The sequence below is a fragment of the Pseudomonas sp. PS02303 genome (genome assembly GCF_029959925.1).
Classification (GTDB): domain Bacteria; phylum Pseudomonadota; class Gammaproteobacteria; order Pseudomonadales; family Pseudomonadaceae; genus Aquipseudomonas; species Aquipseudomonas mandelii.
In genome coordinates this window covers 1-14555 of the sequence record NZ_JASCOM010000017.1, presented here as the reverse complement: position 1 = coordinate 14555, position 14555 = coordinate 1, and the positions used below count along the sequence as shown (strand labels likewise).

At 57.4% G+C, this 14555-nt stretch carries 9 protein-coding genes and 4 pseudogenes; 7 read left to right on the top strand and 6 right to left on the bottom strand.

Annotated features, from left to right (window positions below; all coding sequences use genetic code 11):
• Positions 1 to 164 precede the first annotated feature (164 nt).
• Together QMX98_RS07040 and QMX98_RS07035 are read right to left on the bottom strand one after the other, a co-directional pair.
• A pseudogene (locus tag QMX98_RS07040) lies at positions 165 to 668 on the bottom strand (cupin domain-containing protein).
• A gap of 143 nt (positions 669 to 811) precedes the next feature.
• Positions 812 to 907: an integrase core domain-containing protein gene (locus QMX98_RS07035; protein WP_282410495.1), complete on the bottom strand. Its 96-nt coding sequence runs from the start codon at positions 905 to 907 to the stop codon at positions 812 to 814.
• Positions 908 to 914: 7 nt separating this feature from the next.
• On the opposite strand from QMX98_RS07035, the pseudogene QMX98_RS07030 reads away from it, so the two are divergent.
• Positions 915 to 1106: pseudogene (locus QMX98_RS07030) on the top strand (IS3 family transposase); the annotation flags it as partial.
• Here the strand turns inward: QMX98_RS07030 and QMX98_RS07025 are convergent.
• Both QMX98_RS07025 and QMX98_RS07020 read right to left on the bottom strand, forming a co-directional pair.
• Entirely contained in the window at positions 1058 to 1687 is a 630-nt protein-coding gene (locus tag QMX98_RS07025) for an IS3 family transposase (protein ID WP_282410483.1), read from the bottom strand. The pseudogene QMX98_RS07030 and the gene QMX98_RS07025 overlap by 49 nt on opposite strands.
• Positions 1645 to 2031 carry a transposase gene (locus QMX98_RS07020; protein ID WP_282410482.1) on the bottom strand — a complete coding sequence of 129 codons (387 nt, stop codon included), beginning with the start codon at positions 2029 to 2031 and terminating at the stop codon, positions 1645 to 1647. The genes QMX98_RS07025 and QMX98_RS07020 overlap by 43 nt, the downstream gene beginning before the upstream one ends.
• Before the next feature lie 745 nt (positions 2032 to 2776).
• Between QMX98_RS07020 and QMX98_RS07015 the strand changes: the two genes are divergently transcribed.
• The 6 genes and pseudogenes from QMX98_RS07015 to QMX98_RS06990 form a co-directional block, all read left to right on the top strand.
• A complete protein-coding gene (locus QMX98_RS07015) occupies positions 2777 to 3967 on the top strand; it encodes a cation:proton antiporter (RefSeq protein ID WP_010460127.1) in 1191 nt (396 codons plus the stop codon).
• Positions 3968 to 4043: 76 nt separating this feature from the next.
• Positions 4044 to 5258 (top strand): efflux RND transporter periplasmic adaptor subunit, encoded by a 1215-nt coding sequence (locus QMX98_RS07010; RefSeq protein ID WP_282410481.1) that lies wholly within the window; start codon positions 4044 to 4046, stop codon positions 5256 to 5258.
• A complete protein-coding gene (locus tag QMX98_RS07005) occupies positions 5255 to 8464 on the top strand; it encodes a multidrug efflux RND transporter permease subunit (RefSeq protein ID WP_010460123.1) in 3210 nt (1069 codons plus the stop codon). The genes QMX98_RS07010 and QMX98_RS07005 overlap by 4 nt, the downstream gene beginning before the upstream one ends.
• 1 nt (position 8465) lies before the next feature.
• The gene (locus QMX98_RS07000) at positions 8466 to 9902 is read left to right on the top strand and encodes an efflux transporter outer membrane subunit (protein WP_282410480.1); all 1437 of its coding nucleotides are present in this window, start codon (positions 8466 to 8468) and stop codon (positions 9900 to 9902) included.
• Between the two features lie 109 nt (positions 9903 to 10011).
• Positions 10012 to 10368: pseudogene (locus QMX98_RS06995) on the top strand (amino acid permease); the annotation flags it as partial.
• Positions 10366 to 10503, top strand: a pseudogene (locus QMX98_RS06990) (amino acid ABC transporter substrate-binding protein); the annotation flags it as partial. The pseudogenes QMX98_RS06995 and QMX98_RS06990, both read left to right, overlap by 3 nt.
• A gap of 11 nt (positions 10504 to 10514) precedes the next feature.
• On the opposite strand, the gene QMX98_RS06985 reads toward QMX98_RS06990, so the two are convergent.
• Both QMX98_RS06985 and ppk2 read right to left on the bottom strand, forming a co-directional pair.
• The gene (locus QMX98_RS06985) at positions 10515 to 13400 is read right to left on the bottom strand and encodes an EAL domain-containing protein (protein ID WP_010460114.1); all 2886 of its coding nucleotides are present in this window, start codon (positions 13398 to 13400) and stop codon (positions 10515 to 10517) included.
• Between the two features lie 141 nt (positions 13401 to 13541).
• Complete coding sequence (ppk2, locus tag QMX98_RS06980) at positions 13542 to 14363, bottom strand: polyphosphate kinase 2 (protein ID WP_010460112.1); 822 nt, start codon at positions 14361 to 14363, stop codon at positions 13542 to 13544.
• Positions 14364 to 14555 lie beyond the last annotated feature (192 nt).

The following is a 14555-nucleotide window of genomic DNA, read 5'->3' as shown; positions in this document are numbered from 1 at the left end:
GCTCTGTCGGTGCGGGGTACAGCAGTGGTAGCTCGAAAGAACCTTTGGTAGAAGTTCCGCTCTGACACATCGTTTAACATAATATACATTACACGTAACAGTATGTTTCGAGATTAGCCCGGTTGCACGCAGATTTTGAAGCGCTCCATTCACTGAATCTCCCATTACTTTGTCAGCGCTCCGATTAGCTGCGAATGCTCCGGGAATTGCTCGCCGAGCGCCTGCCAATCACCCAACGTCATGTCCGTATAATCAAACCCTGGTGAAACTGCTTCACTGATTAATCCATATCCCGACAATCCATCCATAAGCCGTGAAGCTTTCCAGACACCGCTTGGTCCGTGCAGCTGCAATTTTTGTTCGGCGTTTATGTGTTTGCCCATCACCACCGTTTTCAACGTGCCGTCTGGAAAAATCAGGCTGTATTGAATCGCGTCTCCCAAATGGTAGTAATGCACGATGTCTGATTGGTTGAGATGAAAATGGCCTATTGGCGAATCCTTGGTCAATAAATAGAAAATGGATGTCATCAGGTAACGCGGGCCGCTATCCGTTTCAACCATGGCATGGTGATCCGGTTAGAAGGTCCTGCGGTAGAAACCGCCTTCTGTATGAGGCTCAAGATCCAGTGATGTGATTAATGCTTCAGCGGTTTTTAAGTATGTTATTGGCCATCTGAACAGAGCCCTTTCATCAAAGTAACCATCGACTTAATATTCCTTTTTGTTATAACTATGCTAAATGTCTTTTTAGTAGAGCTAAGTTTGTAAGCAATGGACTTGCCCCTACCAAACCGGACACCAACTCCCCGTTAAATTGATGTTCCCGCTAAGCGCCTGAACTCCCTCGGTGAACGATATTTCAAGGCGCTGTGCGGATGCTGCTCGTTGTAATGTTCGAAGGCAATTGCCAGGCTAAGCGACTACGGCTCGGCGTACACCGCCGAACAGACACGCCTGTTTGCTCGACAGATCGGTTTGCAGCCGGTGACCACCCCAGTTCGCAGCCCGCAGAGCAACGGCATGGCCGAGAGCTTCGTGAAGACGATCAAACGTGATTATGTGGCGCACATGCCCAAGCCGGATCGAGAAACGGCGCTGCGTAACCATTGCACCGGCGTAGCGGGCAGTTGATCACCAAAGCGTTTCTCCACGCTTTCCAGCATCAAGTCGCGGATATCATCGCCGCTGTACCCGGTCGGGCTCGCGACCCAGCCGATGGCTTCGCGATCACAGCAATCGAGGGCGAAGGTCACGCTCAGTTTGGCACCGTCCTCGCAACGGAACTCAAAGCCGTCCGAGCACCAACGCGTATCACTGGTTTCCACTGCAATACGGCCTTCGTGCCGACGCGGCACGCCGGGCTGTTTGATCCGGCGTTCAAGCAAAAGGTTGTGGTCACGCATCACCCGGTAAACCCGTTTCACGTTGACCGCCGGAAGCGACCGCTTTTCACGTGCACGACGCAGCAGTCCCCAGACGCGACGGTATCCATAGCTGGGCAGTTCGCTGACCTCTTGCTGGATTTCAGCGACCAGCTCTACATCGTTCACAGGCCTGCTTCGCCGCACTTTGGGCGATACCGATTGCTTGATTCGAACCGTTAATTGCGAGCGCGCCACACCGAGACATTCGCTGACCAGCTTCACTGGTCGTCCCCCGGCAACAAGGGTGAGTGCGCAATCCATTTTCGCGACCGGGCGATCTCCACGGCCTCTTTGAGGATTTCGGCTTCCATCGTTTTCTTGCCCAGCATCCGTTGCAGTTCACGGATCTGCTTGAGCGCATCGCTTAGCTCGGAGGCAGGCACCACGGCTTCGCCAGCACTGACCGCCGACAGGCTGCCGTCCTGATACAGCTTGCGCCACAAGAACAACTGATTGGCATTGATGCCGTTGCGCCGAGCGACGACCGACACACTTTGTCCTAGCTCAAGGCTCTCGCGAACCATGGCCAGCTTTTGCTCTGGACTCCAGCGGCGCCGCCGCTCCTGGCCCAAAAGCTCCCCACTCTTGTCGTTGCTATTAGTCATAAACATAACCGTTTGCCTATCCCTTATCGTAAGGGGGAAACGGTGTCCTGTCTTTCATGGGGCACGTTCAAGCAACTCGAAAAAACACTCTCGCTACACATACCAAACAACGTCGCGCCATTAAGTAAGCAATGATCCACTCAACTGCCGGACAAACCAGCCTACGACACTGGCCGCTTTCGATAACGGATGCTGGTGGCTGAACGCTAAAGCGATCGTTCTTTTGATCTCCTGCTTATGGATCTTCACCGCGTCAAGCGACCCGCGTTCGATCTCGTCCTGTACGGCCAAACATGGCAGTGACGCCGTAGCGGCGCTTCGTCAGTACGCCCGGCATTGCCAGTGGCACTGTTCTCCCCTGCCCCTTTCTATTTCGACGAATCGGCTCATGAAGCCTTTTTGATCCCCATTCAGGATGCCGGCTTACAGACGTAGCTCGCTTACTGGACATTCGGTTTAGCTGAAACCTGGGTCACCACTGAGTCAGTTGGCAAGGCAATACTTGTTTCAATGGACGTACCGAGTGGCCCTGCCTTGATTTAAATCAGACGAATCGACAACGAACGAACTCATCCTGCGTTATCGCTTCTCCAGTCTCGACGATGTCAGGGCGCAGCTGGGTTTGAAGTCGGGCGAGCCGGTCAAACCCGAGCATGTGGACTAACCTGATGTTTTGATTTCAGCTGCGCCTCGTCCTGGCAATGACACCATTGCCTTTACATCAACCTGGATAAGCAGGTCTGCGATGTATCAGAACTTAGCTCTGCTTGCCGCCTTCCTCCTGACCTACAGCATATTTGCGGGGCGCTTCGAATCTCGCCTGCTCAACGGTCCACTCATGTTCATGCTTGCCGGCCTGATTCTTGGCCCTGCGTTCCTGGGAATTCTGCAACCCCGGATTGACAAGGATGGCCTCAGGATTCTGGCAGAGCTGACATTGGCCATTGTTCTCTTTAGCGATGCGGCCAATGCTGACCTCAAGGTTTTAAGGGCGCACGAAGGGTTGCCGTTGCGTTTATTGATGATAGGTCTGCCACTGACCATGCTCAGTGGCTGGCTGGTCGGTATCTGGCTGTTCCCGCAAGTACCGCCATTGGAACTGGCCATACTGGCGACCCTTCTGGCGCCCACCGACGCTGCGCTGGGGAAGGCGGTGGTGAGTAATCCCAAGGTGCCCGCCCCCGTGCGTGAAGGACTGAACGTAGAAAGCGGGCTGAATGACGGGATCTGTGTTCCAGTGCTGCTGATGTTCCTTGCACTGCTGGTCGAAGAGCAGACGCAGTCGCCGCTTTCACTCGCGGTAGAGTTGGTTATCGAGGAGCTGGGCATCGGTGCAATCAGTGGTGTGGCGCTTACGCTCATTGCCTGGCTGTTGCAGCGTTACGCCGCAAAACACCATTGGCAAGCCCCCATGTGGTCGCAACTGACACTGCCGGGGCTCGCCATTTTGTGCTTTGCCACCGCGCAAACATTGGGCGGTAGCGGTTTTATCGGCGCGTTCGTCGGTGGGTTGCTCGCCAGCTTTTTGTTTACCGAACAAAAGCATCATCTGCTCGAAGCCAGTGAAGAATTCGCCAGCCTGCTGTCGGTCATCACGTGGGTCGTATTCGGCGCAATTGTGATCCCTTGGGCCTGGAACAATCTCACCCTGAACATTTGCCTGTATGCAGTGCTTAGTCTGACCGTGATTCGCATAGTGCCCGTGCTGATCAGCCTGACAGGAACCGGCTTTGATTTCGAAACCCGCCTGTTCATCGGCTGGTTCGGCCCACGCGGCCTGGCCAGCATCGTCTTCGCCGTCATGATATTGGACTACCCTCTAGAAACCAGTCGCACCTTGGTATCTGTCGCTGCCTGTACCGTTTTACTCAGCGTGCTTCTGCACGGCTTGAGCGCCAATCCATGGGTCTCGCGGCTGGCCGGTCGTATTCATTGATTATTGTCAGAAATGCCACGGTCTGCGGGTGTTAGCGTTTTACGAAAGCGTGGCTAAGCGTTTAGGGAGCGTGAGAATGGGCGCAAACATGATTGTTGTCAGGCAGCTCGTCGGCTTGCCTGTTGCCATTATGGTCGGGGTCTTGAGCCTGGTCGGTTGCGGCAAAGAGCCCGTGACCCTGGCTCGCCAAGCCCCCGATGTGACGGTCATGACGGTCACCGCCCGCGACACCCCGGTAACATTCGAATTCGTTGCCCAGACACAAAGTTCCCGCGAGGTTGAGATCCGCGCCCGGGTTGCCGGCTTCCTGGAGAAGCGGCTGTACACCGAAGGCGATTTGGTAAAAACCGGGCAAACGCTGTTCCAGATGGACCGTAAACCTTTTGAAGCGTCATTGCTGTCGGCTCAGGGCCAATTGGCTCAACAACAGGCACGCTGGGAAGTCGCCAAGGCTACGCTGGCCCGTGTCCGTCCCTTGGCGGCGCAGAATGCGGTCAGCAAGATGGATCTGGACAATGCTGTCGGTGATGAGCGTCAGACACGGGCTGCCGTGCTTGCCGCCGAGGGCACGGTTCGAACCGAACAGTTGAACCTCAGTTACACCACCATAGCCTCGCCCCTCACCGGCCTTTCAAGTTTTGCCAAAAAGCAGGAAGGCAGTTACGTCACGCCGGGTGAATCCGGGCTGCTGACCACCGTTTCACAGATGGACCCTATCTACGTCAACTTCAGTCTTTCGGAAAACGAGACGCTCAAGTTCCGCGACGAGATTGCGTCTGGACACCTTATATTTCCCCTGCGCAGTGAGTTCGTCGTAGAGGTCGTCCTGGCCGACGGCACCGTTGTCCCTGAGCGTGGCCGCCTGAATTTTGCAGCGCCTTCTTATAGCCAGGATACCGGGACCTTTCTGGTCCGGGCGGTGGTTGCCAACCCGACAGGCCTACTCAGACCCGGACAGTTCGTGCGGGTGCGGGCCATCGGGGCTTCCAGGCCGAACGCCATTACGGTGCCGCAGAAGGCCGTTCTGGAGGGAGCCAAAAGCCGTTTCGTCTGGGTGATCAATGCACAGGGCAAGCCCGAGCAACGGGTGGTCGAAGTGGGTGACTGGCATGGCAATGACTGGTTTATCACCCAAGGATTGCAAGCCGGTGAACGCATCGTGGTCGATGGTGCGATCAGAGTGACCCCCGGAGGGCCGCTGAATATCATCACCCCCCCTCCCCCGGCAACCGAGACGACGGCAAAACCGGCAGCCACCGCGTCGGTGCAAGACAGTGGGCGTCGCCCATGAGCATCTCTCACTATTGCATTGATCGCCCCATTTTTGCTTCCGTTATCTCGATCATCATCACCTTGGCGGGTGCAGTGGCGATGGTCAGTTTGCCGGTCGCCCAGTACCCGGATATCACACCGCCACAGATTACGGTGTCAGCCACCTACCCGGGCGCGGATGCCCAGGTCGTGGCCAATAATGTGGCAGCGCCTATCGAGCAGCAGGTCAACGGCGCCGACAACATGATCTACATGAACTCGTCGAGCTCAGCGACCGGCAACATGACCCTCAATGTGTTCTTCGAGATTGGCACCGACCCTTCCCTTGCCCAGGTAGACGTGCAGAACCGGGTCAACCTGGCCCTGCCGCAACTGCCCTCCGCGGTTCAGAGCCAGGGTATTCAGGTGCAGAAGAAATCATCGGCCTTCATGATGGTCCTCGCCGTGTACTCCGCAGGTGATCGTTTTGACAGCACCTATGTGGCCAACTACGCCAACCTCTACATTCTGGATGCGATCAAGCGTATTCCGGGCGCCAACCAGGCCAGTATTTTCGGCACACCCGACTACGCCATGCGGATCTGGCTCAAGCCCGACCGGATGGCCCAGTTGGGCATCACTGCGGCAGACGTGCAAAAAGCCGTGTCCAATCAGAACCAGCAATTTGCTGTCGGTCGCGTTGGCCAGTCGCCCACCGGCCAGGCGGTAGAGCAGTCGTTTGCCGTGACCACCAAGGGACGTCTGACCGAGCCGGTAGAGTTCGAGAACATCATTCTGCGCGCCAGCAACGAAGGGGCGGCAATCGTTCGTCTCAAGGACATCGGCCGTGCCGAACTCGGACAAAAAGACTACTCGCTGCGCAGCACCTATCAGGGCCGTCCGGCAACGCTGATTGCGGTGTATCAACAACCGGGCGCCAACGCCCTCGACGTGTCTGCAGCGGTTACCAAAACCTTGGCAGACATGAAGACGACCTTCCCCGAGGGCATCGAATACAAGATCGTAATGGACACCACCGCGTTTACCCGCGCCTCGATTTCCGAGGTGATATACACCTTTTTCGAAGCGCTGGTGTTGGTGGTCATCGTGGTGTTCATCTTTCTGCAGAGCCTGCGTGCCACTCTGATCCCGGTGCTTGCGGTGCCGGTGTCGATCGTCGGCACCTTCATCGGGATGTCGGCATTGGGCTTTTCAGTGAACATGCTGACGCTGTTCGGGATGGTCTTGGCCATCGGTATCGTGGTCGACGACGCCATCGTGGTGATCGAGAACGTCGAACGCAACATGCACGTCCATAAGATGACGCCCAAGGACGCTGCGAAAAAAGCCATGGATGAAGTCGCAGGCCCGGTGGTGGCCATCGTGTTGGTGCTGTGCGCGGTGTTCATCCCGGTGGCCTTCATGGGCGGGATCACGGGTCAGCTCTACAAACAGTTCGCGATCACCATCGCCATCTCTGTGGTGATATCCGGTCTGGTGGCATTGACACTTTCGCCTGCCTTGGCGGCCCTGCTGCTCAAACCCCAACACGGCGAAAAAAATGCTTTTTTCCGCTGGTTCGAGCACAGCTTCGAACGCATGACCGAGGGCTACTCGCGCTCGGTGGCCTTCATGATCAAGCGCTTCGTGATGGCGTTGTTACTGTTCGCCGGCATGATCGCGTTGATTCTGCTCATGGCGCAGCGCATTCCCAGCGCCTTTTTGCCGCCGGAAGATCAGGGGTATCTGCTGGGGGCCGTGATCATGCCCGATGCCGCCAGTCTCGATCGCACCGGCGAGGTGGGCAAAGTAGCCAGTGACTTCTTCATGAACGACGAGGCCGTCGAGGGCGTTGCCATCGTTAATGGTTACAGCCTGCTCGACGGCCAGAACAAGAACAATGCCGGCGCCTTTTTTGTCGGGTTCAAGGATTTCGAGGAACGCTACAAGGACTCGGACACAATCAAGGAACAAAGCGCCCCCGCCGTCATCCAGAAAGCAGTCCATGCTTTTGCCAACGTTCAAGGCGGGATCATTCTGCCGGTGAATCCGCCGTCCATTCCCGGCCTTGGCACCACCGGCGGCATGGAGGTATGGATTCAGAGCAAGGGGGACGCCGGCGTCAATCAACTGGCAGAAATGGTCGGCACGTTTGTCGCCAAAGCCAGGCAGCGCCCCGAACTCGGCGCCATCACCTCCACCTTCAACGTGTTTTCCCGGCAATTGCTGGTCGACGTAGACCGGGAAAAGGCAGAGTCGCTGGGTGTGCCGGTGGAAGAAGTCTATAGCACCATGCAGACCATGTTCGGCTCGCTCTATGTGTCGCAATTCAACAAATTCAGCCGGCTGTGGCAGGTGATCCTGCAGGCAGAACCAAGCTATCGCCTCAAGGCCGAGGACCTGCAACAGATCTACGTGCGCAACAAAAACCAGGAGATGGTGCCGCTCAAAGCCGTGCTGACCACCCGCTACGTCACCGGTCCCGACCTGCTGACCCGTTTCAATAACTTCCCCGCAGTCAAACTCACCGCCAACGCAGCCCCCGGTTACAGCTCCGGCCAGGCACTCAAGGCGCTGGAAGAAATAAGCGCTGAAATCATGACCAACGACTACGCCCTGGCCTTGAGTGGTGAAGCCTTCGAGGAGAAAAAAAGCGGCGGTGCCTCGTCCCGGGTGTTCATCTTCGGCCTGATCATGGTGTTCCTGATCCTGGCGGCTCAATACGAGAAATGGTCACTGCCTGTCGGGGTGCTGCTGGCGGTGCCCTTTGCATTGTTCGGTGCGCTGCTGGCTGTGCTGATCCGTGGGTTGAGCAATGACGTTTATTTCCAGATCGGCTTGACCATGCTGGTGGCCCTGGCCGCCAAGAACGCCATCCTGATTTTCGAGTTTGCGGTACTGAACCGCGAAAGCGGCATGTCTGCCTACGATGCCGCCATGACCGCCGCGAAGGAGCGCTTGCGCCCGATTGTGATGACATCCCTGGCATTTATTCTTGGCTGCGTCCCGCTGGCCATTGCCGTCGGTGCATCCGAAAACAGTCGCCACTCCATCGGCACCGGGGTCATTGGCGGGATGCTGGCGGCGACAGTCATCGCAATCTTCTTTATCCCGCTGTTTTACTACCTGGTCGAACGGTTGACCGAGAAAAAAGGCACGGTCAAGCAGACCACTCAACCACCGCCGTCTACGTCGACCGGGGAGATTCCCGGCGGCGCTGCGCAACACCGACATGAGGGGGATTGAGATGCGCACCTTTCATCTTCCCCTCGTGGTGTGCCTGGGCCTGACGGGCTGCATGCTCGGCCCGGATTACCAGCGTCCGACCACGGACACCCCGGCAACCTACCGTTATGCAGACCAGGAGGCCCATGACCTGTCCAATACGCTGTGGTGGGAACAGTTCAAGGATCCGGCGCTCAATGACCTGATTCGCACGGCGCTGGCGGAAAACAAAGACATCAAGATTGCCGCCGCCCGGGTCGAGGAATTCCAGGGCCGTTACGGAGTGGTGCGCTCGCAGATGTTTCCGCAAATCGGCGCCGGCGCGCAAGGCAGTCGGTCCAGGGCGCCACGCGACAACGGTCCGGTGCCTTTGGATGCCAACGTCGATCCGATTTACAACAACTACCAGGCCACCCTCAGTGTCAGCTGGGAGCTGGATATCTGGGGTCGTTTGCGGCGCCTCAATGAATCCGCACGCGCTGAACTGCTGGCCTCTGAAGAAGGCCGGCGCACGGTCATTCTGAGCCTGGTGTCGTCGGTGGCATCCAGCTACATCCTGCTTCGCGATCTCGACCGCGAACTGGAAATCGCCCGCACCACTGCCAAGGCCCGCGGCGACTCCTACGAGATTTTCAAACTGCGCTTTGGTGCCGGCACCATTTCCGAAATGGAACTGGCGCAAAACCTTTCCGAGTTCCAGCGCACTCAGGCCTCTGTATCGCAATTCGAGTCCCAGGTTGCACAGCAGGAAAACAACCTGGCCGTGCTGTTGGGACGCAACCCGGGGCCAATTCTGCGCGGGCGTGACCTGGCCCAACTGACGCTACCGTTGGTGCCTGCCGGCTTGCCTTCGGACTTATTGGAACGACGCCCCGATCTGCGTCAGGCCGAGCTGGATCTGATTTCCGCCAATGCCCGCATCGGTGCCGCCAAGGCGCTGTATTTCCCGACGATCTCCCTGACCGGGCTACTGGGCTCAGTCAGTGATCAACTCTCGAATTTGTTCACCGGGCCGGCCGCCACCTGGTCCTATGGTGTCGCCGCGAGCATGCCGATTTTCACCGCGGGTGGCATCGCCGGTGAAGTCCAGCAAGCCGAGGCGTTCCAGCAACAAACCTTGCTGGCCTACCAAAAGACCATTCAGTCGGCTTTCAGGGATGTTGAAAACGCACTGGTGGCGGCGAGCAAATCCCGCGAGCAGATGATGTCCCAGGCCAATCAGGTCGAGGCGTTGCGCACTTACACCCGGTTTGCGCGCCTGCGCTACGACAACGGATACACCAGCTACATAGAAGTACTGGATGCCGAACGCAGCTTGTTCGACGCCGAGTTGAATTACACCCGGACCCGGGGTTCGGTGTTCAGCGCCATGGTCGATGTTTACAAGGCCACTGGCGGAGGCTGGGTTACCGAAGCGGACAAGCTGACCGCACTGCAAGCGAAAAGCCACCCTGATTAGCGCTAGACAGATGGGGTCAAAAAAACACCAAGGTTAAGCCCTTGCCCGACGACAAGTATCCAAGCGTCGGGCACAGGGTCAATGCGTCGAGCAGATCCAGGAGTTTCCGATGGCCGACTCAAGCAAGAAAATGAGCCTCATGGGGCTCACCACACTGGTCACGGTGAACATGATGGGCTCAGGCATCATCATGTTGCCGACAAGCATGGCGCAACTCGGGGCTGTTTCATTGTTGTCATGGATCGTCACGGCCATTGGCTCAATGTCCATCGCCTACTGCTTTTCCCAGTGCGGTATTTTCTGCCCGCGTCCAGGAGGGTTGTCTGCCTACACCGAAGAGGCACACGCCAAATCAGGGTTTTTCCTCTGCTCGTACCTGTACTTCCTTTCGCTGGCCATCGCCAACGTGGCCGTCGCCATCTCCGCGGTGGGGTACATGACATCGTTCCTGCCGTGGCTGGGAAACTTCCGTTTGCTAGTCGATACCGCGCTAAGTGACATGTACCGCTCGGGCGAGATTGGGCAGGCATTCGACAAATACCTGGGTGGCGCCGACGACACGGCTAAAAAGCTGTTCAAGGTCTATGCATTGCCGCAATAACACACCCCGTTTTAGCGAGCGACAAGTAACGTGTCCAGCAACGCCTGCAACCCCATGGGCTTGGCAAAATAATAACCCTGAGCCTGCCCTGCCCCCATTTCGCGCAGCAAGATTAGCGTCGCTTCATCCTCGACACCTTCGGCCACCACGCTCAGGTCCAGCGATTCGGCCATCCGCACAATTGCCCGCACGATCGCGCGACTGCGGGCGCTGGTGGTCAGTTCAAGGATAAAAGACTTGTCGATCTTCAAGCCGCTGAAACGGTATTGATGCACGTAGCTCAGGGATGAAAATCCTGCACCGAAGTCATCGAGCACCACCGACATGCCGTTGTCGGCCAATTGCTGCATGTTCTGCCGGGCAATAGCCGGCTCGGCCACCAGGGCACCTTCGGTCAACTCCAGGCAGATCCGCGACGGCGCGACCCGGTGCTGCGCCAACAGGGCAAGCACATCACTGGCAAAGTCCGGGCGCGTCATGCTGTAGCTGGAGCAATTCACGTGCACCGGCGGCCAATTGGCGTGTTGAGGGAGTGCGAGGATTACTGCAACGCTGGTGAGCATGTACAGGTCCAGTCGACCGATCAGGCGCAACCCTTCGACGTTCGGTAAAAACTCCCCTGGTGCGATCACTCGGCCGCCCGGCTGATGCCAGCGGATCAGCGCTTCAAGGGCCAGGAGTTCACCCGTTTCAACGCTGACAATCGGCTGAAAATACGGCAGCAGTTCGTCGGTGCGTTTCAGCGCATTGCGCAAGGCCCCTTCGCGCTCCATCTGGTCCGAGACTTCTCGGCGCACTTCCTGATTGAACACCGCGTAGCTGTCGCGACCGGCACTCTTGACCCGGTACATCGCCGCATCGGCATCGCGCAGCAAGTCGGCCGGTTCGTGATGGAACTGATTGTCGGCGCTGACAATACCGATACTGCAGGATGAAAAAACCTCATGGCCATTGATAAAAAATGGCAGGTCAAACGCCACCAGGATCCGTTCGGCGATTTCGATCACCACGTCCAGCGGCGCGTCGGGAGCGAGCACCGAAAATTCATCGCCCCCCAGTCGCGCGAGCATGTCGGTGTCACGCAGGCAACTGCGCAAACGGTGGGCGGCTTGCCTCAACAACAGATCGCCAAAATGGTGGCCGAGGCTGTCGTTGACCATTTTGAAACGATCAAGGTCGATGAACATCACCGCCAGGTGCCCGCCTTCGCTGCCGAATCGCAACCAGGCCTGATTGAGGTGCTGTTGCAGGTAGGTTCGGTTCGGCAGCCCGGTCAGCGCATCGTGGGAGTTTTCGTGTTGCAGCTTGGCATTGGCGTGATCGAGTTCTCGGGTGCGGCTCTGCACCCGGGCTTCGAGCTTGAGGTTGGCGGAATGGATGGCTTCGGCGGCCGTGCGTCGCGACAACGCGGTGTCGATGTGCCGCGACACAAACGTCAGCAGTTCCTGATCACGCAGGGTATACCGCACTTGCGAGGTATAGCTTTGTACCGCCAGTACACCACGCACCACATCGCCATCGAACAAGGGAATGCCCAGCCAGGAGTAGGACCGGTAACACTCTTCGGCAATTTCGATTTCACCGTGCACATGCAATCGTTCAGCCTCGTCGGCGTCAATCAAGCAAGGTCGACGCTGACGAATAACGTACTCAGTCAGGCCCCGGCGTCCACGCCGTGCCGACGGACAAGTTGTCTGCCGATCATCAACGTAATACGGAAAAGTCACTTCAGTGGTCGTGTCGTCGAACAGTGCGATGTAGAAGTTCTGCGCGAACAGCAGATCACCGACGATGCCATGCAATGTTTGAAACAGTTCAGCCATATCGCCAGGCTGGCTTGACAGTTCAGCAATCTGGAACAGCGCGCTCTGCAAATGTTCGGCGCGCTCACGTTCTGCCACTTCCTGCCTCAAGGCGTCGTTGAGTGCCGAAAGCTCCAGGGTGCGACGCATGACGATCCCTTCGAGATTCTCGCGGTGCAGGATCCGGTCCAGCGCCATGGCCACGTGGCGGACCACCACCAGAAACAATGCGCGGTCTTCAGCGCTGTAGGTACGGGAAACGTCGTAGACCTGCATGGCCAGCATGCCAAACACGTCATCCGAGGCATTTTTCAACGGCGCGCCCATCCAGAACTCGGGACGATCCCCCACGCAGTAGAAGCGGCCCTCGGCCTGAGCCGCGCGAATGCCGGCGGCGTCGATCAGCAACGGCTGGCCGGTGGTCAACACCTGGCCGGTCAACGACAGGTGTGAAACATCAAGGTACTCGTAGTGTTCGGCCTCCACGGCATCAACGTCGATGATGTCGACGTAATACGGATAGTCAATCTTGCCGGTGTGCGGGTCATACAGTGCGAGATAGAAGTTCTCGGCGTCGATCAGGCTGGCGAGTAGCCGGTGAACCCCCACCAAAAATACAAACCGGTCGCGGGTCGAACTCGCGAGGTAGGTAATTTCATACAGCACCCGTTGAGTAATTTGCGCTCGGGCAAGGGTATCGGTCTGTACCTGCATGCCCAGGCGCTGGGCAAATTCGGCGAGCGCCGGCTCCGCAGCATCCTTGATGGGCGCGAGCAGCCATCCCAATACACTTTCGCCTCGACCGGTGGGCCATCGGTGCAAGTGTCGGGCCTGGCAAAAGGCCTCAAATTCTTCACTCGCCACACTGGACGGCCACTTCGCCTGCGGGTCGCCCTGCCCGACCAGGTGCATGTGTTCGCCGGCACGGTACACCACCCATGCGGTGGTGTGAGACCAGTGGCGAGCCGAGGTCAGCAATTGTTCAACCGTTTCTTCATGGCCCTTGCAGGCTGTGCCGACAGCACCTGGCCGACTCTTCGGTAGCGTGGCGACAACGGATTGCTGCGGGGAGTCGGACAATGGACAAAAACTCATCAGCGCTCCCTGTGCCAAAACTGGCGATATCCACTTTTTAGTTGCTAGCAATACGCCAGTGTTCTTCCCGTTTAAAGCTTATGTACCTTTTTATCAATAGTTTTATTCGCTTTAGTACCCATGAAAGATTTGACGACGCACTCAGAACTTTTCGGGAATGCGTTTTAGTGGGTAATCCGGTTCGTGATAACCGCCTGGCCGCTGACGCTTGGGCAACTTCACTTTCTCGCGCGGCACCTCTTCATAAGGAATGCGGCTGAGCAAATCGGTGATGATGTTCAGACGAGCCCGTCGTTTGTCGTTCGAGTTGGCTACCAGCCAGGGAGCATGTCCGGTATCCGTCGCCTTGAACATGTCATCACGTGCACGCGAGTAGTCATACCAGCGGCTGTACGACTTCAGGTCCATTGGGGTGAGCTTCCAGATTTTGCGGCCGTCCTCAATCCGCGCTTCAAGTCGTCGGGTCTGTTCCTGCGGGCTGACTTCCAGCCAATACTTGAACAGCATGATGCCCGAGTCGACGATTGCGCGCTCGACCAAGGGGACAGCCCTCAGGAAACTGACCGCCTGCTCTTTGGTGCAAAACCCCATCACGCGTTCGACGCCCGCACGGTTGTACCAACTGCGATCAAAGATCACCACTTCGCCAGCCGCAGGCAAATGTGGCAGATAACGCTGCACATACATCTGGCTTTTTTCGCGATCGGTCGGGGCAGGTAACGCCACAACGCGAAAGATCCGTGGGCTCACGCGCTCGGTCAGCGCCTTGATGGTGCCGCCCTTGCCCGCCCCGTCGCGGCCCTCGAAGACAATGCAGATCTTGATGCCCTCATGCCGCACCCATTCCTGCAACTTCACTATTTCGACATGCAGTCGGCGCAGTTCACTCAGGTAGTCCTTGTTGGACATCTTCGCGATGTCGACGGAATGACGTTTCTTGGTGGATTTCTTGTCCTTTGCCATGAACAACACCTCGCAGTCGATTGGCTCGCTGAGTTTAGTCCATGGTTGAAGATTTACCGGCGCCGAGGACGCCGTCGAGGATTTAAAAGACAACACAAAACAAAAGTGGGAGCGGGCTTGCTCTCGAAGAGGTCGTGTCAGTCAACATCAGTGTTGAATGACACACCGCTTTCGCGAACAAGCCCGCTCCCA

What these genes read in the sequence shown, in the direction of transcription:
- QMX98_RS07025 (WP_282410483.1), bottom strand. Translation starts at nt 1,687, where the DNA reads ATGGATTGCGCACTCACCCTTGTTGCCGGGGGACGACCAGTGAAGCTG.
- QMX98_RS07020 (WP_282410482.1), bottom strand. Translation starts at nt 2,031, where the DNA reads ATGACTAATAGCAACGACAAGAGTGGGGAGCTTTTGGGCCAGGAGCGG.
- QMX98_RS07015 (WP_010460127.1), top strand. Translation starts at nt 2,777, where the DNA reads ATGTATCAGAACTTAGCTCTGCTTGCCGCCTTCCTCCTGACCTACAGC.
- QMX98_RS07010 (WP_282410481.1), top strand. Translation starts at nt 4,044, where the DNA reads ATGGGCGCAAACATGATTGTTGTCAGGCAGCTCGTCGGCTTGCCTGTT.
- QMX98_RS07005 (WP_010460123.1), top strand. Translation starts at nt 5,255, where the DNA reads ATGAGCATCTCTCACTATTGCATTGATCGCCCCATTTTTGCTTCCGTT.
- QMX98_RS07000 (WP_282410480.1), top strand. Translation starts at nt 8,466, where the DNA reads ATGCGCACCTTTCATCTTCCCCTCGTGGTGTGCCTGGGCCTGACGGGC.
- QMX98_RS06985 (WP_010460114.1), bottom strand. Translation starts at nt 13,400, where the DNA reads ATGAGTTTTTGTCCATTGTCCGACTCCCCGCAGCAATCCGTTGTCGCC.
- ppk2 (WP_010460112.1), bottom strand. Translation starts at nt 14,363, where the DNA reads ATGGCAAAGGACAAGAAATCCACCAAGAAACGTCATTCCGTCGACATC.